We start from the raw sequence: 22,838 nt of genomic DNA on the forward strand, positions 1-22,838 counted from the left end.
GGCACCCAACCCGCTTCAGCCCAGCGCCTGCTCGATCTCCTGGGCCAGGTCAGCCGGCTTGGTCAAGGGCGCGAAGCGTTTGACGCTGCCGTCAGGCGCCACCAGGAACTTGGTGAAATTCCATTTCACCTTTTCCGAACCGAACAGCCCGGGCGCGCTTTTCTTCAGGTGAGCGAACAGCGGATGGGTCAGCTCGCCGTTGACGTCGATCTTGCGGAACATCGGAAAGGTAACGCCGAAGTTCTTCTCGCAGAACTGCACGATGTCCAGCGTATCGCCGGGCTCCTGATTGCCGAACTGGTTGCAGGGGAAGCCCATCACCACCAGCCCCTGCTTGCGATAGGTCTGCCACAGCTCCTCCAACCCCTTGTACTGCGGGGTGAAACCACACTGGCTGGCGGTATTGACCACCAGCAGCACCTTGCCGGCGAAATCGCCGACCGTCTTGTGCTGGCCGTCCAGGGTGATGCATGGGATGGAGAGAAGATCTTTGCTCATGGTCGCTTTCTTGTCAGGGGTCATGCAGGCTGTTCGGCCCGCGGCTTGAAATCCAGGCACACCGAATTGATGCAGTAGCGCAGGCCGGTCGGCTTGGGTCCATCGGGGAATACATGACCCAGGTGCGACTCGCACGAGGCGCACTTGACCTCGGTGCGGATCATGCCGTGGCTGGTGTCACGGATCTCGACCATCGCCTGCTCGCCGATCGGTGCGTAGAAGCTCGGCCAGCCGCAGCCGGAATCGAACTTGGTGGACGAATCGAACAGGGGCTCATCGCAGGCGACGCAGATGAAGATTCCGTCACCTTTGAAATCGTTGTACTTGCCCGTGAACGGCCGCTCGGTCGCACTCAGCCGGCAGACGTTGTACTGCTCGGGGTCGAGCATTTCCTTCCATTCTTGTTCGGTTCGCGTGAGCTTGGCCATCGGTACACCTCGGCGGTTCAAAAAGCCCGATCTGTGTCTTTTGCAACGATCGGGCGGCACGTATGATTGCGCCTTTGGACAGCAGTCTGTCACCCGCGTTTCAGCGATTCAATTTTTTCATCTTCAGGGCCGGCGCGGGCCTTGTCATCTTTCGGGACCTCACCATGCAGTTCAGCAAATCGAACAAGCTCGCCAACGTCTGCTATGACATTCGCGGGCCGGTGCTCAAGCACGCCAAGCGCCTGGAAGAGGAAGGCCACCGCATCCTCAAGCTGAACATCGGCAACCCGGCGCCGTTCGGTTTCGAGGCGCCGGTCGAGATCCTCCAGGATGTCATCCGCAACCTGCCCACTGCCCAGGGCTACAGCGATTCCAAGGGGCTGTTCAGCGCGCGCAAGGCCGTAATGCAGTACTACCAGCAGAAGCAGGTGGAAGGTGTCGGCATCGAAGACATCTACCTGGGCAACGGTGTGTCCGAGCTGATCGTGATGTCGCTGCAGGCCCTGCTCAACAACGGTGACGAAGTCCTCATCCCAGCGCCCGACTATCCGCTGTGGACCGCTTCGGTGAGCCTGGCCGGCGGTCACGCCGTGCACTACCTGTGCGACGAGCAGGCCAACTGGTGGCCGGACCTGGACGACATCAAGGCCAAGATCACCCCCAACACCAAGGCCATGGTGATCATCAACCCGAACAACCCCACCGGCGCCGTCTACTCCAGGGAAGTGCTGCTGGGTATGCTGGAAATCGCCCGCCAGCACAATCTGGTGGTGTTCTCCGATGAGATCTACGACAAGATCCTCTATGACGATGCCGTACACATCTGCACCGCGTCGCTGGCGCCGGACCTGCTCTGCCTGACCTTCAACGGCCTGTCAAAGTCCTATCGCGTGGCCGGTTTCCGTTCCGGCTGGATCGCCATCTCGGGGCCCAAGCACAACGCCCAGAGCTACATCGAAGGCATCGATATCCTGGCCAATATGCGCCTGTGCGCCAACGTGCCGAGCCAGCACGCGATCCAGACCGCGCTGGGCGGCTACCAGAGCATCAACGACCTGGTCCTGCCCAACGGTCGCCTGCTGGAACAGCGCAACCGCACTTGGGAGCTGCTCAACGACATTCCCGGTGTCAGCTGCGTCAAACCCATGGGCGCGCTGTACGCGTTCCCGCGCATCGACCCCAAGGTCTGCCCGATCCACAACGACGAGAAGTTCGTGCTCGACCTGCTGCTGTCGGAGAAGCTGCTGGTGGTCCAGGGCACTGCGTTCAACTGGCCCAACCCGGACCATTTCCGCGTGGTGACGCTGCCGCGAGTCGATGATCTGGAGCAGGCCATCGGTCGCATCGGCCGCTTCCTGAAGAATTATCGCCAGTAAAAACCGAACGTATTCAGGTGTCCGTCTGCATATACACAGTTTGAAATAGTCCCCCGGTTGAATCGACCGGGCGCGCACCTTATATAGCGCATACGCAACACTTTTATCCGTCAGGAGAACGTTACAACCATGATGCGCATCTTGCTGTTTCTGGCCACTAACCTTGCGGTGGTGCTGATTGCCAGCATTACCCTGAGCCTGTTTGGCTTCAATGGGTTCATGGCGGCCAACGGGGTGGATCTGAACCTCAATCAGCTGCTGATCTTCTGCGCCGTGTTCGGCTTCGCCGGTTCGCTGTTTTCGCTGTTCATCTCCAAGTGGATGGCGAAGATGAGCACCGGTACGCAGATCATCACCCAACCGCGCACCCGTCACGAACAATGGCTGCTGCAGACCGTCGAGGAGCTGTCCCGCGAGGCGGGCATCAAGATGCCCGAGGTCGGTATCTTCCCGGCGTACGAGGCCAACGCCTTCGCCACCGGCTGGAACAAGAACGACGCGTTGGTAGCCGTCAGTCAGGGCCTGCTCGAGCGATTCTCGCCCGATGAGGTCAAGGCGGTCCTGGCGCACGAGATCGGCCACGTAGCCAACGGCGACATGGTCACCCTTGCGCTGGTGCAGGGCGTGGTGAACACCTTCGTGATGTTCTTCGCGCGAATCATCGGCAACTTCGTCGACAAGGTCATCTTCAAGAACGAACAAGGCCAGGGTATCGCCTACTACATTGCGACCATCGTGGCCGAACTGGTGCTGGGTATCCTGGCCAGCATCATCGTCATGTGGTTCTCGCGTCGCCGCGAGTTCCGCGCCGATGAAGCCGGTGCACGCTTGGCCGGCACCAACGCGATGATCGGCGCGCTGCAACGCCTGCGCTCCGAACAGGGTGTTCCGGTGCAGATGCCCGATTCGCTGAATGCGTTCGGCATCAACGGTGGTCTCAAGCACGGCCTGGCCGGCCTGCTCATGACTCACCCGCCGCTTGAAGACCGTATCGAGGCCTTGCGCCGTCGCGGTTGAAAGCAACAGGCATGATCGAGGGCGACGAAAGTCGCCCTTTTTCATGGGCGTCGAAAATACGGCAGCCGGTGCGCCGTTTGCACTGTCTGGTTTGCAACTTCGCCGCCCTCCCCCCATCAATAGATCATGAACCTACCTCAACGCCCTGATTCGCCACTGGCCCATTTCCACCCGGCAGTAAGCGCCTGGTTCAGCCAGCACTTCGCCGCCGTCACGCCTGCCCAGGCCCAGGCCTGGCCGTTGATCCAGCAGGGCCTTTCGACCCTCATCGCTGCACCCACCGGGTCGGGCAAGACACTGACGGCGTTCCTGGCCGTGCTCGACGAACTGGTAAAACGGGGCCTGGAGCACCAGGGTCAGTTGCCCCAGCGCACGACCGTGCTGTACGTCTCGCCTCTCAAGGCGCTGTCCAACGACATCCAGCTCAATCTGCAACGTCCGCTGCTGGGTATCGCCGAGCAACTGACGACCATGAACCTGCCCGCGGTGACCATCGTCGCCGGTGTACGTACGGGCGACACGCCGCAGAAGGAGCGCGCCGCCATGCGCCGGCAGCCTCCGCACATTCTGGTGACCACACCCGAATCGCTCTACGTGCTGCTCGGTTCGGACTCGGGCCGAGGCATGCTGGCCGATGTGCACACGGTCATCGTCGATGAGATCCACGCGGTGGCCGGCAGCAAGCGCGGCAGTCATCTGGCCCTGAGCCTGGAGCGTCTTCAGGCGCTGTGCAGCCAGCCTTTGCGACGCATCGGCCTGTCCGCCACGCAGAAGCCCATCGCCCAGGTGGCGCAATTCCTGGTGGGGGCGCAACGCGCATGTTCGATCGTCGACATCGGCCACGCGCGGCCTCGGGACCTGGCGATCGAAGTGCCCGCGGTGCCGCTTGCCGCAGTCATGCCCAACGATGTCTGGGAGCTGCTCTACGACCGCCTGGCAGCCCTCGCGCAGGCCCATCGCACCACGCTGGTGTTCGTCAATACGCGGCGCCTGGCCGAACGCGTGGCACGGCATATGAGCGAGCGCCTGGGCCGTGAGCACGTCGCGGCCCACCATGGCAGCCTGGCCAAGGAGCATCGACTGGATGCGGAGCAGCGCCTCAAGCGCGGCGACTTGCAGGTATTGGTGGCCACCGCTTCGCTGGAGCTGGGTATCGATATCGGTGACGTCGACCTGGTCTGTCAGATCGCTTCGCCAGGCTCCATCTCCGCGTTCCTGCAACGGGTAGGTCGATCCGGGCACCATGTCGGTGGCTTTCCCAAGGGCCGCCTGTTTCCCACGTCGCGAGATGACCTGATCGAATGCGTGGCGCTGCTGGACTGCGTGCGCCGAGGCGAACTGGACACCTTGCAGATTCCTCGGGCACCGCTGGACGTGCTGGCCCAACAGATCATCGCCGAGGTCAGTTGCCAGGAATGGCCGGAGCAGGCGCTGCTGCAGATGTTCCGCCAGGCAACGCCCTACGCCGGGCTCGACGACGCGCGCTTCGAGGGCTTGCTGCGCATGCTCGCCGAGGGCTACAGCGGACGTCAGGGCGTACGTGCAGCCTATGTGCATCGCGATGCCGTGACCCGCACCCTGCGCGGTCGACGCGGCAGCAAGCTGACCGCCGTCACCAGCGGTGGGGCGATTGCCGACAACGCCGACTACGCGGTGCTGCTCGAACCCCAGGCGTTGAGCATCGGCAGCGTCAACGAGGATTTCGCCGTGGAAAGCCTGGCCGGCGACATCTTCCAACTGGGCAACCGCTCCTACCGCATCCTGCGCATCGAAGGCGGCAAGGTCAGAGTCGAAGACGCCCACGGCCAGGCGCCGAACATCCCCTTCTGGCTCGGCGAAATGCCCGGGCGCAGCGCCGAGCTGTCGGCCGGCGTGGCGCGATTGCAGGCATCGATCGACCAACACCTGGCGCTCAGCGAAGGTCAGGTCGAGTCGTTGCTGCCCTGGTTGCAGGACGAATTGGGCCTGGGCCGGGACAGCGCCGAGCAACTGCTCGATTATCTGGCGCGCACACGTCAGGCGCTGGGCGCCCTGCCCTCGCAGGACACCCTGATCATGGAGCGCTTCTTCGACGCCTCCGGCGCCACGCAACTGGTCATCCATACGCCCTTCGGCAGCCGCATCAACCGCGCCTGGGGTCTGGCCCTGCGCAAGCGCTTCTGCCGCACCTTCAATTTCGAGTTGCAGGCGGCCGCCAGCGAAGATGCAATCGTGCTGTCGCTGTCGACCAGTCACAGCTTCGAGCTGGAGGAGGTGTGGCATTACCTGCACAGCAACAGCGCTGAATCGATACTGATCCAGGCGCTGCTCGATGCGCCGCTGTTCGGCGTGCGCTGGCGCTGGAACGCGGCGACGGCCCTGGCCCTGCCCCGCTACAGCGGCGGACGCAAGGTGGCCCCGCAACTGCAGCGCATGAAAGGCGAGGATTTGATCGCCACGGTATTCCCGGACCAGATCGCCTGCCTGGAAAATATCGTCGGCGAGCGGGAGATTCCCGATCACCCGCTGGTCCAGCAGACCCTCGACGATTGCCTGCACGAGGCCATGGACAGCGCGGGCTGGCTGACCCTGCTGCGGCGCATCGAGAGCGGTCAGATCACCCTCATCCAACGCGATCTGCCCAGCCCTTCGCCATTGACGGCGGCTATCCTCAATGCCCGGCCCTACGCGTTCCTCGACGACGCGCCGCTGGAAGAGCGACGCACCCAGGCAGTCCTCAACCGACGCTGGGACGAACCCCGCTCGGCAGACGACATGGGTGAACTGGACACGGACGCGATCGCTGCCGTGGCCGCCGAAGCATGGCCCGCCCCCGTCAACGGTGACGAGATGCACGAAGCCTTGATGAGCCTGGGCGCCTTGGCAGAGCGCGAGGTTCAGCCCAGCGAGTTGGCGCTGTTGAAGACGCTAGCGCGCACCGGCCGTGCTGCGCGCCTGACGCTGGGCGATGGCAATCACCTGTGGCTGGCCCTGGAGCGCGTGGCCTGCCTGCAAACCCTCTACCCCGGCGCCAAGCTATCCCCCGCACTGCAGGTGCCAGCGCATCTGATCCAGACGTGGACCCAGGAGAGTGCGACGCTGGAGCTGATCCGCGCCCGCTTGAGCGGATTTGGCCCGCAAAGACTGGGGGATATTGCCGCCCCGCTGAACCTGCATCCTGCCGTGGTGGAACTGGCGCTGCTGGAACTGGAATCCCAGGGTTATGTGATGCGCGGCCAGTTTCTTACCCACATCGAGGAAACCCAGTGGTGCGAGCGGCACCTGCTGGCGCGTATCCATCGCTATACGGTGAAGCGTCTGCGGCGCGAAATCGAACCGGTCAGCCTGCAGGTGTTCATGCGTTTTCTGCTCGACTGGCAGTGCCTGGCGCCTGGCACCCGCCTGCAGGGCGAGGCGGCCCTGGTCAAAATCCTGGAACAGTTCGAAGGGTACAGCGCCCCGGCTGGCGCCTGGGAGAGCGATCTACTGCCCGCGCGGCTGCGTGGCTACGACCCATCGTGGCTGGACCGCGCTTGCCGCAGCGGCAAGACGGTCTGGGCGCGGCTGGCCAGCAGCGGCAAAGGAGCTACCCTGCGCGGCACGCCGATCGTGCTGCTGCCCCGCGCGCGCCTGCCCCTGTGGCGCAGTCTGGCGCCGACAGTCCAACCGCAGGAATTGTCCATGCGCGCGCAGAAGGTCGAACAAACCCTGGCCTCACAGGGCGCGATGTTCTTCGACGATCTCGTACACGATGTGCGCCTGCTGCGCACCGAAGTGGAGAACGCGCTGCAGGAACTGGTCGCCGCAGGCCGCGTGAACGCCGACAGTTTCGCCGGATTGCGCGCGCTGATCACACCGGCCGGCAAACGTCAGGCGCGCAGCAGTCGCCGTGGTCGCGGTGCTTTCATTGGCGGCATGGACGATGCGGGGCGCTGGGCCTTGCTCCAGGCAAACGGCAGTGCCCCCGATGAAGCCGTCGAACAGATCGCGCTGGTGCTGTTGCGTCGCTACGGGGTAGTGTTCTGGCGCCTGCTGCAACGCGAAGCCGACTGGCTGCCCAGCTGGCGCGACCTGCTGCGGGCATTGCAGCGACTGGAGGCGCGCGGACAGATTCGCGGTGGGCGTTTCATCGACGGCTTGTCCGGCGAGCAATTCGCCTTGCCAGAGGCCATTCCAGCCCTGCGCGAGGTGCGCAAAAGACCTGTGGATGGCAGCCTGGTGTCCATTTCGGCCAGCGACCCATTGAACCTGGCAGGTACCCTGCTGCCATTGCCGGGCGCCGACCCCCAGCAGATCCACAAGACCGTGCCAGCGTTGCCGAGCAACCGTGTGCTCTACCGCGACGGACTGCCCGTGGCGGCCTTGATCGCCGGCAAGCCGGTGTACTGGAGCGAAGAAACCACGGAGCTACGCCAGCAGCTGATCCATCCCCCCCTGTAGCAGCGGCGCAAGCCGCGTCATCGGTGCACGCGGTGTGCCTTAACAGACGCGGTGAGGCCGGACGCGGCTTGCGCCGCTGCTACGGGGCTGCGGTAACTTGGCGTTGTGACATTCCGTAATAGCCAAACTTTTGCAATTCGTTGCGAAACCCGCCACCCTCCGCGCCGCTGGTCGATAATGGCCGCCGACGCGGAACCGCAATGCCCGCTGTCCCATCCCTACTACATCCTTCCTATTCGCAAGAGCCTGTCGCCATGACTAACGATCGAGACCATCGGATCGATTTCTATCGGGGTTTGGCGTTGATCTTCATTTTCTGGGATCACATACCGCAAAACCCGCTGGCCAGCTTCACGCTGCGCAACTTCGGCTTCAGCGATGCTGCAGAAGTGTTCGTGTTCCTCGCCGGCTATGCCGCCGTGTTGGCCTACGGCAAGATCGCCCTGCGCGACGGCTATCTGGTGGCCGGCATGCGCATCCTGCGTCGCGCCTGGGTGCTTTACGTGGTCCACATCTTCCTGCTGGCGGTCCTGATGGGCATCATCTTCGTCGCCAACAATCACGTCGAAACCCGCGACATGATCCAGGAGATGAACCTCACCTATTTCGTGTCCAACCCGCAACAGGCGATGGTCGACGAACTGCTGCTGCGCTTCAAACCCAACCTTATGGACCCCTTGCCGTTGTACATCGTGTTGCTGCTCGGCCTGCCGATCGTCCTGCCGTTGCTGATCAAGCGCCCAGCCCAGGCCATCGGCCTGTCGCTGGTGTTGTACCTGATGGTGCAATGGCTGGGCTGGAACATTCCTGCGCACGACAACGGCCTCTGGTATTTCAATCCTCTGGCCTGGCAGGTGCTGTTCGTCCTGGGTGGCGCCACGGCGCTGCATTCGGGGCGCGGGCAGGCCGCGCCGACCCGACCCTTGAGCCGCCAACCACTGTTCCTGGCGTGCGCCACGCTCGTGACATTCAGCGCGCTGGTTGCCCTGGGATGGCGCTGGCCGATGCTGCACGAGGCACTGGTGCCCGGCTGGTTCAGCCAACTGCTCTACCCCATCGACAAGACCAACCTCTCGCCGTCACGCCTTCTGCACTTCCTGGCCCTGGCCTACTGTGTGGCCAAGCTGATACCTCAGGGCGCATGGGTGAATCACCTGTTGGCACGCAAAGTCGGGCTGATGGGACGCTATTCGCTCGAGGTCTTCTGCCTCAGCGTGGTGCTGGCACCGTTGGCCGACATGGCCAATGCCCTGGCGGATGACCAGCTCGCGATGCAGATCGCCAGCGCGTTGGTCGGCGCAGGCCTGATGCTGGCCCTGGCCGAATGGCTGGAACTGAACAAACGACTGGGCCGTCCGCGGCTTGAGCTACCGAAGCCCGAACGGCCGGTGGTCGCACTGGGCAAAGGCCTCTGATCAGGCGTTGCCAGCCACTTTCAGGCGCGCTGCCTGGGTAAAGTCCAGCATGCGCTTGAGCGGCCGAACAGCCTGAGGAATCAGCGCCGGATCCACGGTGATTTCGTTGCTGCCGGCGCGCAGGCATTCCAGCGTACGCTCCAGCGTGTTCATGGCCATCCACGGGCAATGCGCGCAGCTGCGACAGGCAGCGCCGTTGCCCGCCGTGGGCGCCTCGATCAGCGTCTTGCCAGGCACGGCCTGCTGCATCTTGTAGAAGATGCCGCGATCGGTTGCCACGATCAGCGTCTGCTGCGGCAACGTACGGGCAGCGGCGATCAATTGACTGGTGGAGCCCACGGCGTCAGCCAGTGCGATGACCTCGGCCGGCGACTCGGGGTGCACCAGAATCGCGGCATCGGGATACAGCGCACGCATGTCGCTCAGTTGCCGCGACTTGAACTCCTCGTGCACGATGCAGGCACCGTCCCACATCAGCATGTCCGCGCCGGTGTGGGTCTGGATGTAGTTGCCCAGATGCTTGTCCGGCGCCCAGATGATCTTCTCGCCGTTGTCCATCAGACTCTCGACGATCTCCAGCGCGCAGCTAGACGTTACCACCCAGTCGGCCCGCGCCTTTACCGCGGCCGAGGTGTTGGCATAGACCACCACCGTGCGCTCGGGATGCTGGTCGCAAAAAGCCGAGAAGGCATCGACCGGGCAACCCAGGTCCAGCGAGCAGGTCGCTTCCAGGGTGGGCATGAGCACACGTTTTTCAGGGTTGAGGATCTTCGCCGTTTCGCCCATGAACCGAACACCGGCCACCACCACGGTGCGAGCTGAGTGCTGGTTGCCAAAACGCGCCATTTCCAGCGAGTCGGACACACAACCGCCGGTTTCCTCGGCCAGCGCCTGGATCACCGGATCGCAGTAGTAGTGAGCGACCAGCACCGCGTCCTGAGCCTTCAGCTCGGCAGCGATGGCTGAACGGTAGTCGGCTTCCTGCTCCGGTGTCAGGGGCTTGGGCTGCTTGGCATCCAGGTGAGCCTGAACCAGAAGGCGTTCGGATATCTGCGTCATGGGGCAAGACCTGCGAGCGCTGATGCGCGAGAGTCGAGTATAGACCGGGCCGACAAGGGCCTGGGAGTATATGCCCTGGCTTTCGTGAGGCTTTTGAGGGCTGGCGCAGGCTACAGAGAAACGAGGTGTTAGCAAAGCCCTATCGCTGCAAGGATCCCCACCGAATCCCGGGCATAAAAAAACCCGCAGCTTTTGCAAGCTGCGGGTTTCGAAATGGTGGGTCGTGTGGGATTCGAACCTACGACCAATTGGTTAAAAGCCAACTGCTCTACCAACTGAGCTAACGACCCGTTTCGTGGGGCGTATAATACCGAATTCTTTTGGTAATTCAACACCCTACAGAAAAAAAATCAAAAATAACGTGTAGGGTCACTCACACCGGCTGCAGTGAAGCCTTCCGCGCGCAAGCGGCAGCTGTCGCATTTGCCACAGGCTTGGCCTTCGTCGTCAGCCTGATAGCAGGACACCGTCAGACCGTAGTCCACACCCAGCGCCACGCCCGCCTTGACGATTTCGGCCTTGCTCATGTTCTGCAACGGCGCCTGAATAGTGAAGCCATTGCCTTCCACCCCGGCCTTGGTAGCCAGATTGGCCAGGCGCTCGAAGGCCTCGATGAACTCGGGTCGGCAGTCCGGGTAGCCGGAGTAGTCAACCGCATTGACACCGATGAAGATGTCCCGCGCCTCCAGCACCTCGGCCCAGCCCAGTGCCAGCGACAGAAAGACCGTGTTGCGCGCCGGCACGTAAGTCACCGGAATGCCTTCGCCGAGGGTTTCGGGAACGTCGATCGACGTATCGGTCAGCGCCGAACCGCCCATCCCGTCCAGATTCAGTCCAATGACCTTGTGCTGGACCACGCCCAGATCGCGAGCCACCCGCGCTGCCGCATTCAGCTCCGCGCGATGGCGCTGACCATAGTCGAAACTCATGGTGTAGCAGGCGTAGCCCTGGTCTTTGGCCATCGCCACCACGGTGGCGGAATCCAGGCCGCCGGAGAGCAGAATGACCGCTTTTTTCTGGTGCTCGGTTGTGTCGTTCATGTCAGCGCCCCGGCTCGTCGTTCCAAAGAAGTTTGTGCAATTGCATCTGCAGGCGCACCGGCAGGTTGTCGGCCACGATCCAGTCGGCCAGATCGGTTGCCCGCAGTTGATCCTTGCTCGGCGAGAACAGCACTTCACCAGCGCGCTGGTCCAGCCCGTACTGAATCAGCTTGGAGACGGCCCAGTCGTAGTCTTCGCGCGAGCACAGGACGAATTTGACCTGGTCGTTGCGGGTCAGCAGCTCGATGTTCTCGTAGCGATTGCGATGGACCTCGAGGGAACCCGGGGTCTTCAAATCAAGCACCCGGCTGACTCGCGTGTCCACTGCGCTGATGTCGAGCGCACCGCTGGTTTCCACTGAAACCTCATAGCCGGCATCGCACAGGCGCTGCATCAATGGGATGGCATTGGGTTGGGCCAACGGCTCGCCCCCAGTCACGCACACATAGCGGGGCTTGTAGCTGGCCACCTGCTCCATGAGCGAGTCGAGGGTGCGCTGGGTACCCCCGCTGAATGCATAGGCGCTGTCGCAGTATTGGCAGCGCAGAGGGCAACCGGTCAGGCGCACGAAAACCGTGGGCAAGCCAGCGGTCCGCGTCTCACCCTGCAAGGAGTAGAAGACTTCGGTGATACGTAGTGTGTCTTGCATAGGGTCCACGGGCGTGACAGCGAAACAGGCTGACCGCCTCCGTTGGGCACTTCAGGCAGCCCGCGCTCGCGTGGCTTCAAGAAGCGTGTTCATAAAATGGCGGCAAATTCTAACAAAAAACCCGCGCCAGGCGCGGGTTTCTTCGAATCACACGGCAAGCTTCACAATCTTTGCAGGTCTTTTTGCGCCAATTGCGCCGCAGAAGTACCCGGATACTGGGTCACAACCTGCTGCAGAATGCCTTTGACTCGATCGGTATGACCGAGGCGACGTTCGACATCGGCCAGCTTGTACAGCGAATCCGGCACCTTGTTGTGCTTGGGATAGAGCTGGCTAACCTTGGCAAAGGCTTGACCCGCGCCTTGCAGATCACCTTTGGCGAGGTTGACCTCGCCCAGCCAGTACTGGGCATTGCCCGCATACTGGCTGTTCGGGTATTTGCGCAGAAATGCGGCAAATGCCTGGCTGGCCTTGTCGAAATCCTTGGCTTTGATCAAGTCGAAGGCTGCATCGTAATACAGCTTCTCCTTGGCCGGATCGCCAGGCTCTGAACTGGCTGTCGATTGACCGCCAGCCGATGAAGCACCAGCGCCGCCGGAGGCGCCGCTGGCTGAAGAATTATCCGGTTGGGCAGCGGGTGCAGGTGCAACCCCGGCGCCAATCCGACGATCGAGATCCTGATACCGCTCGAGCCCTTCCTGTTTCAGGCGCTGGATATCATTTTGCTGGACTTCGACCTGACCTCGCAGACGCGCGATGTCTTCCTGCATTTGCTGCAGTTGCATGAACAGCTCGCCCTGGGCCGAGACAGGCGCTTGCGCACCTGACCCGGCCGAGGCGCCGTTCGTACCGTAACCTGCAGGCGGATAGCTGCCACCAACGGCGCCACTGTTACCGTAGCCTCCATTGTTGTTGCTATCGACCACAGGCACCGCGCCCCAAGCCATTACAGGCAGGGCGAAAGCCAGAACAGTTACAGCACGACGGCACGTTCGCATGACGAATTACTTACGCAGTTCGACGCGACGGTTTTGAGCCCACGACTGCTCGTCGTTGCCGGTAGCTACTGGACGCTCTTCGCCGTAGGAAACCAGTTCCAGCTGAGCTGGCGAGACGCCTTGCAGTACCAGGTAACGCTGAACGGCCTTGGCGCGACGCTCGCCCAGTGCCAGGTTGTACTCGCGAGTACCGCGCTCGTCGGTGTTACCTTCCAGGACGACGCGAGCGCCGTTGGCTTTCAGGTCCTTGGCGTGAACGTCCAGAGCGCGCATGGCTTCTGGCTTCAGGTCCGAGCTGTCGTATTCGAAGTAGAAGGTGGTGATTGCGCGCAGAGCAGCTTCTTCGCTCAGGGAACCGTCAACGGCACCGGTGTTTGCGCCGTAACCAGCGTTAGGGTCGACAGCAGCGCCGCCTTGACCAGCATCTTCGCCGCCTTTGGACGAGCAACCTACAGCTACGGACAAGGCCAGGGCCAGCGCAGCAAACTTACCAAACTTCAGCATTTCCATCGTGAAACTCCTAATGAACCCCAGTGTGTTAAGTACAACGTATTACGCCGCGTCAGTTCAGGTAAGGGGACCAGGACGGTTCTCTGACTTCGCCTTGAGCGGTAGGAAGCGGGAGCCTCACGCGGCCGTTTAGCGACACGAGCATCAAGACTCCCCGGCCCTGCTGGCGGGTGGCGTAGATTACCATGGTGCCGTTGGGCGCAACAGTAGGCGACTCATCAAGAGTTGAATCTGTGAGGATCTTTACGCTTCCGCGTTCCAAGTCCTGCGCCGCCACCTTGAAATTGGTGAAACCATCTTGCCGGTGAATCATTACAAGCGTCTTTTCGTCAGCCGAAAGTTTCGGGTTGGCGTTGTAGTTGCCCACGAACGTCACACGCTCGGCATTGGCGCCACCGGAAGTGCTGGTCTTGTAGATCTGCGGCTTGCCGCCACGGTCCGACGTGAAATAAAGCGTCGAGCCGTCCTTGCCCCAGAAGGGTTCGGTATCGATCGCCGGGCTGTTGGTCACGCGGGTCAATGCACGCGAAGACAGGTTCATCACGTAGATTTCCGGGTTGCCATCCTTGGACAGCACCAACGCCAGGCGGTTGCCGTCAGGTGAAAACGCCGGTGCGCCGTTCAGGCCTTCGAAGTTGGTCAGCTGCTCGCGGCGACCGGTGTCGACGTTCTGCAGGAAGATCCGCGGACGACGCTGCTCGAACGATACGTAGGCAATGTTGCGGCCATTGGGCGAGTAGCGTGGCGACAGGATCGGCTCGCGCGACTGCAGCAGGGTCACGGCACGTGCCCCGTCGTAGTCCGAACGCTGCAGGGTGTAGCGAGTGGCGTTGGTACCGGCGCGCTCGGCGGTGACATAGAGCATGCGCGTGGAAAACGCACCCTTGATCCCGGTCAGCTTCTCGAACGACTGGTCGGAGATGAAGTGGGCCATGTCACGCAACTGATCGGTCGTGCCCGACACGCTGCCGGTCAACACAGGTTGCTGAGTGTTGACGTTGAGCAGTGCGTACTGCACCTGCAGACGACCACCGGCCGGCGTGATGCTGCCGACCATGACGTACTGGGCGCCCAGCGCCTGCCAGTCGCGGTAGATGACTTCGCTGGCCTGGGACGGCTGGCTGATCATGTTCTGCGGTGGAATGGGTGAGTAGTAGCCCGAGTTGCGCAGGTCGTTGCCGACGATTTCGGCAATGTTGTCAGGCAACACGCTGCCACCCTGGAAGCCGAACGGGACGACCGCGATCGGCGTCGCACGGTCGGCACCGCTGGTGACCAGAATGTTCTTTTCGTCCGCAGAGGCCATGCCGGCTGCGCAGCACAGGACGACGAGCAGTCCTCGAAGAAGGGTAATCACAAGGCAAGATCCTCAGGTGTAAATGTCATCTTGAAGGAACGATAGGGGTTGAAGTCAGCTGGTTTCAAACCCTGCATTTCCGTTAAACGGCCAATGTTCTTGACCGCAGCAACCGCCGAACTGTCGAAAGGTCCATCGCCACTGGAGCGCGAAACGCTGACGTTGGTGACGGTACCATCGGGCAACATGTTGATCTGCAATACCACAGTCATGTTCTTGCGTGCAGAAGGCGGACGTGCCCAACCTTCGGCTGCTCGCGAGCGAATGAGATCGTCGAAGTTGCCCGCGACTTCATCACCCTGCTCATCGGCGAGCGCCTGCTGGCGTTCTGGCTTGTCGGAAAGCAGATCGGCCAATGCCTGCGCCTTCTTGTCTTCCGCCGCCTTGCGTGCCGCATCCTGGGCCTTCTTCTTCGCAGCGTCGGCTGCAGCCTTCTTCTTCGCGTCCTCGGCAGCCTTTTTCTTGGCATCTTCGGCAGCAGCGGCAGCGGCAGCTTTCTTGGCGTCGTCTTCGGCTTTCTTCTTCGCGTCTTCGGCGGCCTTCTTCTTGGCGTCTTCGGCAGCCTTCTTTTTGGCTTCCTCGGCCGCCTCCTTCTTGGCCTCCTCTTGCTCGGCTTTCTTCTTGGCTATATCGGCCAACTCGCTCTTCTTGGCTTCGGCAGCTTTTTCAGCCGCTTCGGCCTTGGCCGCTTCAGCCTTGGCCGCGGCCGCCTCTGCCGCTTCCGCCTTGGCGGCGGCGTCGGCTTTCTTGGCTTCGTCGGCCTTCTTCGCTGCTTCGGCCTTTTGAGCGGTTTCCTCTTTCTTTTGTTCCGCCGCCTTTATGGCTTCCTGTTCAAGCTTCTTGGTCTCCATCTGCTCGACTTCGGTCTGTCGCGCGGCAGACTTCTTCGCCTCGCCCGCCAGCTTCTGATTGGTCTGAGTGGTGGCCTGGCTCTTGGACTTGAGCTGATAGAGCGTAGCCTGCACGATGGGGCGCGCTTCGGGCAGTTCGGGCGTCATGGCGAAACTGACGAACAACATCCCGAAAATCAGCACGTGCAGGGCTACCGCCCAGACCGTGGGCCAGAAGAAGCTTTCCGAGGCTGAATGCTCTCGCTTTTGCATCACGGGGCCTCGGTAATCAAGCCAACGTTACCGACACCTGCCTGCTGCAAACCACCCATGGCACCCATGACAGCGCCATAATCCACGGTCTTGTCACCGCGAATGAAGACCTGGGTCTTCTTCCCGTTGGCATTGCCCTGGTTGATGATCGCGGTCGCGGCCTGGGTCATCTGCGCCAGGGTCATGGCCTTGTCCTGCTGCTTTTCAGTGTCTACTTCCTTGCCGACGTTCCAGTAGTAGGTCTTGTCGGCCTTGATGGAAATGGTGAGCACCTGAGTGTTGTTGTCCTGCGGCAACGCTTCGCTGGAAACCTTGGGCAGATCGACCTTCACACCTTGGTTGATCATCGGAGCGGTGACCATGAAGATGACCAGCAGTACCAACATCACGTCGATGTAGGGCACCACGTTCATCTCGGCGACCGGCTTGCGTTTTGGGCGACGACCTCGAGTCATTGGGTTATCCCTGCTCACTCTTCGCTGGTGTGCACTTTACGGTGCAGGATGGCCTGGAACTCGTCAGCGAACGTGTAGTAACGGTTGATCAGGGTTTCGCTGCGGGCAGCAAAACGGTTGTAGGCAATAACGGCCGGAATGGCAGCGAACAGACCGATGGCCGTGGCGATCAGTGCCTCGGCAATGCCCGGTGCAACGGTCGCAAGCGTCGCCTGCTGGGCCGAAGCCAGACCGCGGAACGAGTTCATGATGCCCCATACGGTACCGAACAGACCGACGTACGGGCTGGTGGAACCGACCGTGGCCAGAAACGGCAGGCCCTGCTCCAGCTTCTCTTCCTCGCGGGAGATCGCGACGCGCATGGCACGGCCGACGCCTTCCATCACGGCATCGGGGTCGACGCCCTGCTGCTGGCGCAGGCGGGAGAACTCCTTGAAGCCGGCACGGAAGATCTGCTCGACGCCCGAATCCGGATCCGGATTGCTACCGGCCTGGCGATACAGCTTGGACAGGTCGATACCCGACCAGAAGCGCTCCTCGAAGCTGTCCAGAGCACGACGCCCGGCGCGCAGCATCGAGCTGCGCTGAAAGATCATGATCCACGAAGTGACCGAGGCGGCCACCAGAATCAGCATGACCAACTGCACCACGACACTGGCATTGCTGACCAAACTCCACATGGAGGTATGGTCGACGACGTTAGCTTCCACGCTTAATCTCCTGCATTGGATTGTTTGCCCAGGTCGCCCGCGTCGGCAAGGGCCGCGCGCAAGGCTGGGGGAATGGCCTGGGGTTTGAAATTATCGGCGCGCACACAGGCCACCATGAACTGCCCTTCGCAGAGCAGCGTTGCATCCTTCACCCGCCATACCTGCTGCTTGAAACGCAGGCTGGCGCGATTCAATTCGGTTATTTCGGCGGTCACCTTCAGTTCGTCGTCCAACCGCGCTGGCGCATGGTAGCGCGCCTCTGCCGAATGGACGACGAACAGCAGGTTCTCCCCTGCCAACTGCGACTGGACGAACCCCAGCGCACGCAGGCGCTCGGTACGAGCCCGCTCCATGAATTTGAGGTAGTTGACGTAATAGACGACGCCGCCGGCATCGGTGTCTTCGTAATAGACCCGACACTGATGGGCGAACGCCTGAACCCCGTTTTGCGCGCGCATACTCTAGTGCTTACTCCTCAGGTTGCCAATCCGCCCAGGCAACTGTTTTTTCGTCGCGTGTGCAGGCAAAGCACAAGCGAAAGCTGCGTCAGCCCCTAGGACCACGCAAACCCGAATTAGATCGCTGCGCAATGGGCCTTTCATGCGTCGATTTCGTCGGGTTGGGCATCACCGGCAGGCATGTCGCCCAACCGGTTGGGAATGTTCAGGCCGAAATGCAGGTAGGCGTGGCGAGTGACGACGCGCCCGCGCGGGGTCCGCATGATGTAGCCCTGTTGAATGAGGTAGGGCTCCAGAACATCCTCGATGGTGTGCCGCTCCTCGCTGATGGCCGCCGCCAGGCTGTCGACGCCCACCGGACCGCCGTCGAATTTCTCGATCATGGTCAGCAGCAGGCGCCGGTCCTGATGGTCGAAACCGCGCTCGTCGACGTCGAGCATGTTCAGCGCCAGGTCGGCGATGGGCTTGGTGATGTGGCCCTTGCCCCGTACCTGGGCAAAATCCCGGACCCTGCGCAACAACCGATTGGCGATTCGCGGCGTACCGCGAGCGCGCCGGGCGATCTCGAAGGCGCCTTCATCTTCGATCGCCAGCCCCAGAATGTTGCCCGAGCGACTGACGATGGTTGCAAGGTCCGCCGTGCTGTAGAACTCCAGTCGCTGGACGATGCCGAAGCGGTCGCGCAACGGATTGGTCAGCATGCCGGCACGGGTGGTGGCACCGACCAGGGTGAACGGTGGCAGATCGAGCTTGATGGAGCGTGCCGCCGGCCCCTCGCCGATCATGATGTCGAGCTGGAAATCCTCCATGGCGGGATACAGGACTTCCTCGACGATGGGCGACAGCCGGTGGATCTCGTCGATGAACAGCACATCGTGGGGTTCCAGATTGGTCAGCAGGGCCGCCAGATCGCCTGGCCGCTCCAGCACCGGGCCCGAGGTGCTCTTGATCGATACGCCCATTTCCTGGGCAATGATGTTGGCCAGGGTCGTCTTGCCCAGCCCTGGCGGGCCGAAGATCAAGGTGTGATCCAGGGATTCGCTGCGCCCGCGTGCGGCCTGGATGAACAGCTCCATCTGCTCGCGCACGGTGGGCTGGCCGATGTACTCGGCCAGGCTGAGCGGGCGGATGGCCCGGTCCTGTACTTCTTCGCGATCGCGGCCAGTGGCGGCGATCAGGCGGTCGGCTTCGATCACTTAGATCATTCCCTTCAACGAGCGGCGGATCAATTCTTCGCTGCTCAGCCCCTTGGCGTCGATGGCTGCCACGGCGCGGCTGGCTTCCTGCGGCTTGTACCCCAGGGAGATGAGCGCGCTGACGGCATCGGCTTCGGCGCTGCTGACTGGCGCCGGGCCCTGGGGCCCACTGGGCACCAGTTCGAACATGCTCGGCGTGGTTTGCCAGGCCTTGAAGCGATCCTTGAGCTCGACCAGCAAGCGCTCGGCGGTCTTCTTGCCCACGCCGGGCACCTTGACCAGCGCCGAGGTGTCCTGCGCCTGTACGCAGCGCACCAGCTCATCGACATCCAGCCCCGACATCAGTGCCAGGGCCAGTTTGGGACCGACGCCGTTCAGGCGGATCAGCTCGCGAAACAGCTCACGCTCACGCTTTTCATAGAAGCCATAGAGTAACTGAGCGTCTTCGCGCACCACCAGATGGGTGTGCAAGGTCACGGTTTCGCCGACCGGCGGCAGGCGATAGAGCGTGGTCATCGGCACTTCGAGCTCATAGCCCAGCCCGTTGACGTCGAGAATCAGGTGCGGAGGCTGCTTTTCAGCCAGGGTACCGCGCAGGCGTCCAATCACGTTTGAATCCTTTGTCGGAAGGCGCAGTCACGCCCTGCTCATGCTGGCCGGATCTTCGAATCCGTGGCCATCATTGCAGGACTTGGGTGAGCTGCAAGCAAAAAAGTTTGAAACGATGTAAGCCGTTATAGACGTAAGCGTCCACCGCGGCTGCGGGCGGTGCTCAGGCCATGGGGCATCAGGCTCGAACGGGTGTGCGCGTGGGTCAGTGCGATCGCCAGGGCGTCGGAGGCGTCGATCTGGGGTTTCTGAGTCAGCTTGAGCAGGTGCATGACCATCATCTGTACCTGTTCCTTGTTGGCTGCACCGGTACCGACGATGGCCTGCTTGACCTGGGTGGCGCTGTACTCGGCAATCTCCAGCCCCTCCTCGGCCGCCGCAACGATGGCCGCGCCCCTCGCCTGACCCAGCTTCAGGGCCGAGTCGGCATTGCGAGCCATGAACACCCGCTCGATGCCCATGGTCACGGGACCGTAGGTCTGGATCACTTCACGTACGCCGCGGAAAACGATCTGCAGACGATCGTGCAGCAGCCCCCCGCCGGTACGGATGCAGCCTGAAGCTACGTACTCGCAGCCTCGTCCGGTTTCACGCACGACGCCAAACCCGGTGATGCGCGAGCCTGGGTCGATTCCAAGAATTAAAGTCATAAAGCCTGCAGTAGTGAGAAACACGGCTGACGCCTTCGCGGGTAGAACCCGCTCCCACAGGAGAATGAGCGGCCTGTGGGGGGAACACTGGGTTACGATTTTGCGGGTAGAGCCTGATCCCACAGTATGTGCACATCTTGTGGGAGCGGGGCGGGCGGCGAGCCATCTACCCGCGAAGAGGCCAGCCCTGTTGAAGCATGGCTTCGATGAAACAAACAGGCCGGTCAGCCGAGCTGTTCCATCACGGCATCGGATATTTCGGCATTGGAATAGACGTTTTGCACGTCGTCCAGGTCTTCGAGCATGTCGATCAGCTTGAGGACCTTCTCGGCACCTTCCGCGTCCAGTTCGGCGCTGGTGGTCGGGGCCATGACGATTTCCGCCTCGTCGGCCTTGAAACCTGCTGCCTGCAGCGCATTGCCTACCGCGTAGAAGCTGGCGAACGAGGTGAACACGTCCATCGAGCCATCAGCGTGGGTGACGATGTCGTCGGCATCGGCCTCCATGGCCGCTTCCATCAGGGCATCTTCATCGACGCCCGGAGCGAAGGACAACTGCCCCTTGCGCTCGAACAGGTAGGCCACCGAGCCATCGGTGCCCAGGTTGCCGCCGCATTTGCTGAACGCGTGGCGCACGGCGGCGGCAGTACGGTTGCGGTTGTCGGTCATGCACTCGACCAGCACCGCGACACCACCGGGACCATAACCCTCGTAGCTCAACTCGACCACGTCATCGCTACCGGCCGCTCCAGTACCCCGGGCGATCGCACGATCGATGATATCGCGGCTCATGTTGGCGCTCAGCGCCTTGTCCAGCGCCAGGCGCAGACGCGGGTTGGACCCAGGCTCGCCGCCGCCCTGACGGGCTGCAACAGTCAGCTCACGAATCCACTTGGTGAAGATCTTGCCCCTCTTGGCATCCTGGCGCTCTTTGCGGTGCTTGATGTTCGCCCACTTGGAATGACCAGCCATAACGCAACTCCGATTTCTGTGTGTTACCCATACGACCCTGCCTCGGCAAGGTTTTCCACTGCCCAACGCAAGGGCGCATCCGAAGATGCGCCCTGTCAGCCGTTATTCAGCCTTGGGCTGTTCGCGCAGACGAATGTGCAGCTCACGCAGTGCCTTGGCATCGACGACGCCAGGTGCCTGGGTCATGACATCGGCGGCACTCTGGGTTTTCGGGAAGGCAATGACTTCACGAATCGACTGCGCGCCGGTCATCAGCATGACCAGACGATCCAGGCCGAAGGCCAGGCCGCCGTGTGGTGGCGCGCCGTATTTCAGGGCATCGAGCAGGAAGCCGAACTTCTCTTCCTGTTCCGCCGCTTCGATGCCGAGCAGACGGAACACCGCCTGCTGCATGTCCTTGCGGTGGATACGGATCGAACCGCCGCCCAACTCGGTGCCGTTGAGCACCATGTCGTAGGCACGCGACAGTGCTGTGGCCGGATTGGCCTCAAGCTCGGCCGGGGTGCACTTGGGAGCGGTGAACGGGTGGTGCAGCGCGCTGAAGCTGCCGTCTTCGTTCTCTTCGAACATCGGGAAGTCGACGACCCACATCGGCGCCCATTCGCAGGTCAGCAGGTTAAGATCGTTACCCAGCTTGATGCGCAGCGCGCCCAATGCCTCACTGACGATCTTGGCCTTGTCGGCACCGAAGAACACGATGTCGCCATCGACCGCACCGACGCGATCCAGGATCACGTTGAGGTTGGCTTCCGGGATGTTCTTGACGATCGGCGACTGCAGGCCTTCGACGCCCTTGGCGCGCTCGTTGACCTTGATGTAGGCCAGCCCCTTGGCGCCGTAGATGCCGACGAACTTGGTGTAGTCGTCGATCTGCTTGCGCGGCATGCTCGCCCCGCCTGGAACGCGCAGTGCGGCAACGCGGCACTTGGCATCGTTGGCCGGACCGCTGAAGACCTTGAATTCGACGTCCTTGAGCTGGTCGGCAACGTCGACCAGTTCCATCGGGTTGCGCAGGTCCGGCTTGTCCGAACCATAGCGACGCATGGCTTCTTCGAAGGTCATGTGCGGGAACTCGCCGAATTCGACGCCCAGCACTTCCTTGAACAGCTGGCGCACCATGGTTTCGGTGAGGCCGATGATTTCCTTCTCGTCGAGGAAGCTGGTCTCGATGTCGATCTGAGTGAACTCAGGCTGACGATCGGCACGCAGGTCTTCGTCGCGGAAGCATTTGGCGATCTGGTAGTAACGGTCGAAACCGGCCACCATCAGCAATTGCTTGAACAGCTGGGGCGACTGCGGCAGGGCGAAGAAACTGCCGGGGTGGGTACGGCTCGGAACCAGGTAGTCACGTGCGCCCTCGGGTGTTGCCCGGGTCAGGATCGGCGTTTCGACATCGAGGAAGCCGTTCTCGTCGAGGTAGCGACGGATGCTGGTGGTGATGCGCGAGCGCAGGCGCAGCTTCTCGGCCATCTCGGGACGGCGCAGGTCGATGAAGCGGTAGCGCAGGCGGGTTTCCTCGCCGACGTCGGAGTATTCGTTGAGCGGGAACGGCGGGGTTTCCGCTTCGTTCAGCACTTCGAGCTCGTAGCCGAGCACTTCGATGGCGCCGGACGCCATGTTCGGGTTGACCGCGCCGGCCGGGCGCGCGCGGACCTTGCCGGTGACCTTGACCACGTACTCGCTGCGCACGCGATCGGCGGCGGCGAAGCTGTCGGCGCGATCGGGGTCGAAGACCACCTGGGCCATGCCTTCACGGTCCCGAATGTCGAGGAAGATCACCCCGCCATGGTCGCGACGGCGATGGACCCAGCCGCACAGGGTTATTTCCTGACCTTCCAGGGTCTCGTTCAGTTGGCCGCAATAGTGGCTGCGCATCATAGTAGTGGTTTCACTTCTCGTAATTCATGATTCGATGACGGC

At 62.1% G+C, this 22,838-nt stretch carries 21 protein-coding genes and 1 tRNA gene; 4 read left to right on the top strand and 18 right to left on the bottom strand.

The window, feature by feature from the left end:
* Window positions 1-15: 15 nt before the first annotated feature.
* Both ABMD26_RS05465 and msrB read right to left on the bottom strand, forming a co-directional pair.
* Complete coding sequence (locus tag ABMD26_RS05465; protein WP_090356776.1) at window positions 16-498, bottom strand: glutathione peroxidase; 483 nt, start codon at window positions 496-498, stop codon at window positions 16-18.
* A gap of 20 nt (window positions 499-518) precedes the next feature.
* Window positions 519-926 carry a peptide-methionine (R)-S-oxide reductase MsrB gene (gene msrB / locus ABMD26_RS05470; protein WP_122741597.1) on the bottom strand — a complete coding sequence of 136 codons (408 nt, stop codon included), beginning with the start codon at window positions 924-926 and terminating at the stop codon, window positions 519-521.
* A gap of 164 nt (window positions 927-1,090) precedes the next feature.
* Here msrB and ABMD26_RS05475 point away from each other — a divergent pair, with 164 nt between their 5' ends.
* The 4 genes from ABMD26_RS05475 (at window position 1,091) to ABMD26_RS05490 (ending at window position 9,153) form a co-directional block, all read left to right on the top strand.
* Window positions 1,091-2,302 (top strand): pyridoxal phosphate-dependent aminotransferase, encoded by a 1,212-nt coding sequence (locus ABMD26_RS05475; RefSeq protein ID WP_122742345.1) that lies wholly within the window; start codon window positions 1,091-1,093, stop codon window positions 2,300-2,302.
* Between the two features lie 129 nt (window positions 2,303-2,431).
* Window positions 2,432-3,319, top strand: a complete 888-nt coding sequence (htpX, locus tag ABMD26_RS05480) for a protease HtpX (protein ID WP_049861507.1) — start codon at window positions 2,432-2,434, stop codon at window positions 3,317-3,319.
* Window positions 3,320-3,445: 126 nt separating this feature from the next.
* Window positions 3,446-7,738, top strand: a complete 4,293-nt coding sequence (locus ABMD26_RS05485; RefSeq protein WP_354308513.1) for a DEAD/DEAH box helicase — start codon at window positions 3,446-3,448, stop codon at window positions 7,736-7,738.
* A 254-nt stretch (window positions 7,739-7,992) separates the two neighbouring features.
* Window positions 7,993-9,153 (top strand): OpgC family protein, encoded by a 1,161-nt coding sequence (locus tag ABMD26_RS05490; protein ID WP_134721607.1) that lies wholly within the window; start codon window positions 7,993-7,995, stop codon window positions 9,151-9,153.
* Here the strand turns inward: ABMD26_RS05490 and nadA are convergent, their stop codons facing one another.
* The 16 genes from nadA to aspS form a co-directional block, all read right to left on the bottom strand.
* Entirely contained in the window at window positions 9,154-10,212 is a 1,059-nt protein-coding gene (nadA, locus tag ABMD26_RS05495; protein WP_134721608.1) for a quinolinate synthase NadA, read from the bottom strand.
* Between the two features lie 214 nt (window positions 10,213-10,426).
* A tRNA-Lys gene (locus ABMD26_RS05500) sits at window positions 10,427-10,502 on the bottom strand.
* 60 nt (window positions 10,503-10,562) lie between these two features.
* Window positions 10,563-11,252 (bottom strand): 7-cyano-7-deazaguanine synthase QueC, encoded by a 690-nt coding sequence (gene queC / locus ABMD26_RS05505; protein ID WP_192000141.1) that lies wholly within the window; start codon window positions 11,250-11,252, stop codon window positions 10,563-10,565.
* Window position 11,253: 1 nt separating this feature from the next.
* Complete coding sequence (gene queE / locus ABMD26_RS05510) at window positions 11,254-11,901, bottom strand: 7-carboxy-7-deazaguanine synthase QueE (RefSeq protein ID WP_043187201.1); 648 nt, start codon at window positions 11,899-11,901, stop codon at window positions 11,254-11,256.
* A 161-nt stretch (window positions 11,902-12,062) separates the two neighbouring features.
* Window positions 12,063-12,899, bottom strand: a complete 837-nt coding sequence (gene ybgF, locus ABMD26_RS05515) for a tol-pal system protein YbgF (protein WP_049861513.1) — start codon at window positions 12,897-12,899, stop codon at window positions 12,063-12,065.
* Window positions 12,900-12,905: 6 nt separating this feature from the next.
* Window positions 12,906-13,409, bottom strand: coding sequence for a peptidoglycan-associated lipoprotein Pal (gene pal / locus ABMD26_RS05520; RefSeq protein ID WP_043187198.1), 504 nt, complete (start codon window positions 13,407-13,409; stop codon window positions 12,906-12,908).
* A 52-nt stretch (window positions 13,410-13,461) separates the two neighbouring features.
* On the bottom strand, window positions 13,462-14,766 hold the full coding sequence (gene tolB / locus ABMD26_RS05525) for a Tol-Pal system beta propeller repeat protein TolB (RefSeq protein ID WP_090356762.1): 1,305 nt from the start codon (window positions 14,764-14,766) through the stop codon (window positions 13,462-13,464).
* Entirely contained in the window at window positions 14,763-15,872 is a 1,110-nt protein-coding gene (tolA, locus tag ABMD26_RS05530) for a cell envelope integrity protein TolA (protein ID WP_049861514.1), read from the bottom strand. Before tolA ends, tolB begins: the two co-directional genes overlap by 4 nt.
* The gene (gene tolR, locus ABMD26_RS05535) at window positions 15,869-16,324 is read right to left on the bottom strand and encodes a protein TolR (RefSeq protein WP_049861515.1); all 456 of its coding nucleotides are present in this window, start codon (window positions 16,322-16,324) and stop codon (window positions 15,869-15,871) included. The genes tolA and tolR overlap by 4 nt, the downstream gene beginning before the upstream one ends.
* 14 nt (window positions 16,325-16,338) lie before the next feature.
* The gene (tolQ, locus tag ABMD26_RS05540) at window positions 16,339-17,034 is read right to left on the bottom strand and encodes a protein TolQ (protein ID WP_043187191.1); all 696 of its coding nucleotides are present in this window, start codon (window positions 17,032-17,034) and stop codon (window positions 16,339-16,341) included.
* A 2-nt stretch (window positions 17,035-17,036) separates the two neighbouring features.
* Complete coding sequence (gene ybgC / locus ABMD26_RS05545; RefSeq protein ID WP_192000143.1) at window positions 17,037-17,492, bottom strand: tol-pal system-associated acyl-CoA thioesterase; 456 nt, start codon at window positions 17,490-17,492, stop codon at window positions 17,037-17,039.
* A gap of 140 nt (window positions 17,493-17,632) precedes the next feature.
* Window positions 17,633-18,688, bottom strand: coding sequence for a Holliday junction branch migration DNA helicase RuvB (ruvB, locus tag ABMD26_RS05550; RefSeq protein WP_049861517.1), 1,056 nt, complete (start codon window positions 18,686-18,688; stop codon window positions 17,633-17,635).
* Window positions 18,689-19,297, bottom strand: a complete 609-nt coding sequence (gene ruvA / locus ABMD26_RS05555; protein WP_049861518.1) for a Holliday junction branch migration protein RuvA — start codon at window positions 19,295-19,297, stop codon at window positions 18,689-18,691. It lies immediately after the preceding gene.
* A 125-nt stretch (window positions 19,298-19,422) separates the two neighbouring features.
* Entirely contained in the window at window positions 19,423-19,947 is a 525-nt protein-coding gene (gene ruvC, locus ABMD26_RS05560) for a crossover junction endodeoxyribonuclease RuvC (RefSeq protein ID WP_043193311.1), read from the bottom strand.
* Between the two features lie 224 nt (window positions 19,948-20,171).
* Window positions 20,172-20,918, bottom strand: a complete 747-nt coding sequence (locus tag ABMD26_RS05565; protein WP_049861519.1) for a YebC/PmpR family DNA-binding transcriptional regulator — start codon at window positions 20,916-20,918, stop codon at window positions 20,172-20,174.
* Between the two features lie 102 nt (window positions 20,919-21,020).
* A complete protein-coding gene (gene aspS / locus ABMD26_RS05570) occupies window positions 21,021-22,796 on the bottom strand; it encodes an aspartate--tRNA ligase (RefSeq protein ID WP_134721610.1) in 1,776 nt (591 codons plus the stop codon).
* Between the last annotated feature and the right edge of the window lie 42 nt (window positions 22,797-22,838).

Source organism: Pseudomonas sp. PvP001, from assembly GCF_040546375.1.
In the GTDB taxonomy this organism is placed as follows: Bacteria; Pseudomonadota; Gammaproteobacteria; order Pseudomonadales; family Pseudomonadaceae; genus Aquipseudomonas; species Aquipseudomonas coleopterorum.

Coding starts and splice junctions, on each gene's coding strand:
- ABMD26_RS05465 (WP_090356776.1), bottom strand. CDS start 498: ATGAGCAAAGATCTTCTCTCCATCCCATGCATCACCCTGGACGGCCAG.
- msrB (WP_122741597.1), bottom strand. CDS start 926: ATGGCCAAGCTCACGCGAACCGAACAAGAATGGAAGGAAATGCTCGAC.
- ABMD26_RS05475 (WP_122742345.1), top strand. CDS start 1,091: ATGCAGTTCAGCAAATCGAACAAGCTCGCCAACGTCTGCTATGACATT.
- htpX (WP_049861507.1), top strand. CDS start 2,432: ATGATGCGCATCTTGCTGTTTCTGGCCACTAACCTTGCGGTGGTGCTG.
- ABMD26_RS05485 (WP_354308513.1), top strand. CDS start 3,446: ATGAACCTACCTCAACGCCCTGATTCGCCACTGGCCCATTTCCACCCG.
- ABMD26_RS05490 (WP_134721607.1), top strand. CDS start 7,993: ATGACTAACGATCGAGACCATCGGATCGATTTCTATCGGGGTTTGGCG.
- nadA (WP_134721608.1), bottom strand. CDS start 10,212: ATGACGCAGATATCCGAACGCCTTCTGGTTCAGGCTCACCTGGATGCC.
- queC (WP_192000141.1), bottom strand. CDS start 11,252: ATGAACGACACAACCGAGCACCAGAAAAAAGCGGTCATTCTGCTCTCC.
- queE (WP_043187201.1), bottom strand. CDS start 11,901: ATGCAAGACACACTACGTATCACCGAAGTCTTCTACTCCTTGCAGGGT.
- ybgF (WP_049861513.1), bottom strand. CDS start 12,899: ATGCGAACGTGCCGTCGTGCTGTAACTGTTCTGGCTTTCGCCCTGCCT.
- pal (WP_043187198.1), bottom strand. CDS start 13,409: ATGGAAATGCTGAAGTTTGGTAAGTTTGCTGCGCTGGCCCTGGCCTTG.
- tolR (WP_049861515.1), bottom strand. CDS start 16,324: ATGACTCGAGGTCGTCGCCCAAAACGCAAGCCGGTCGCCGAGATGAAC.
- ybgC (WP_192000143.1), bottom strand. CDS start 17,492: ATGCGCGCGCAAAACGGGGTTCAGGCGTTCGCCCATCAGTGTCGGGTC.
- ruvC (WP_043193311.1), bottom strand. CDS start 19,947: ATGACTTTAATTCTTGGAATCGACCCAGGCTCGCGCATCACCGGGTTT.
- ABMD26_RS05565 (WP_049861519.1), bottom strand. CDS start 20,918: ATGGCTGGTCATTCCAAGTGGGCGAACATCAAGCACCGCAAAGAGCGC.
- aspS (WP_134721610.1), bottom strand. CDS start 22,796: ATGATGCGCAGCCACTATTGCGGCCAACTGAACGAGACCCTGGAAGGT.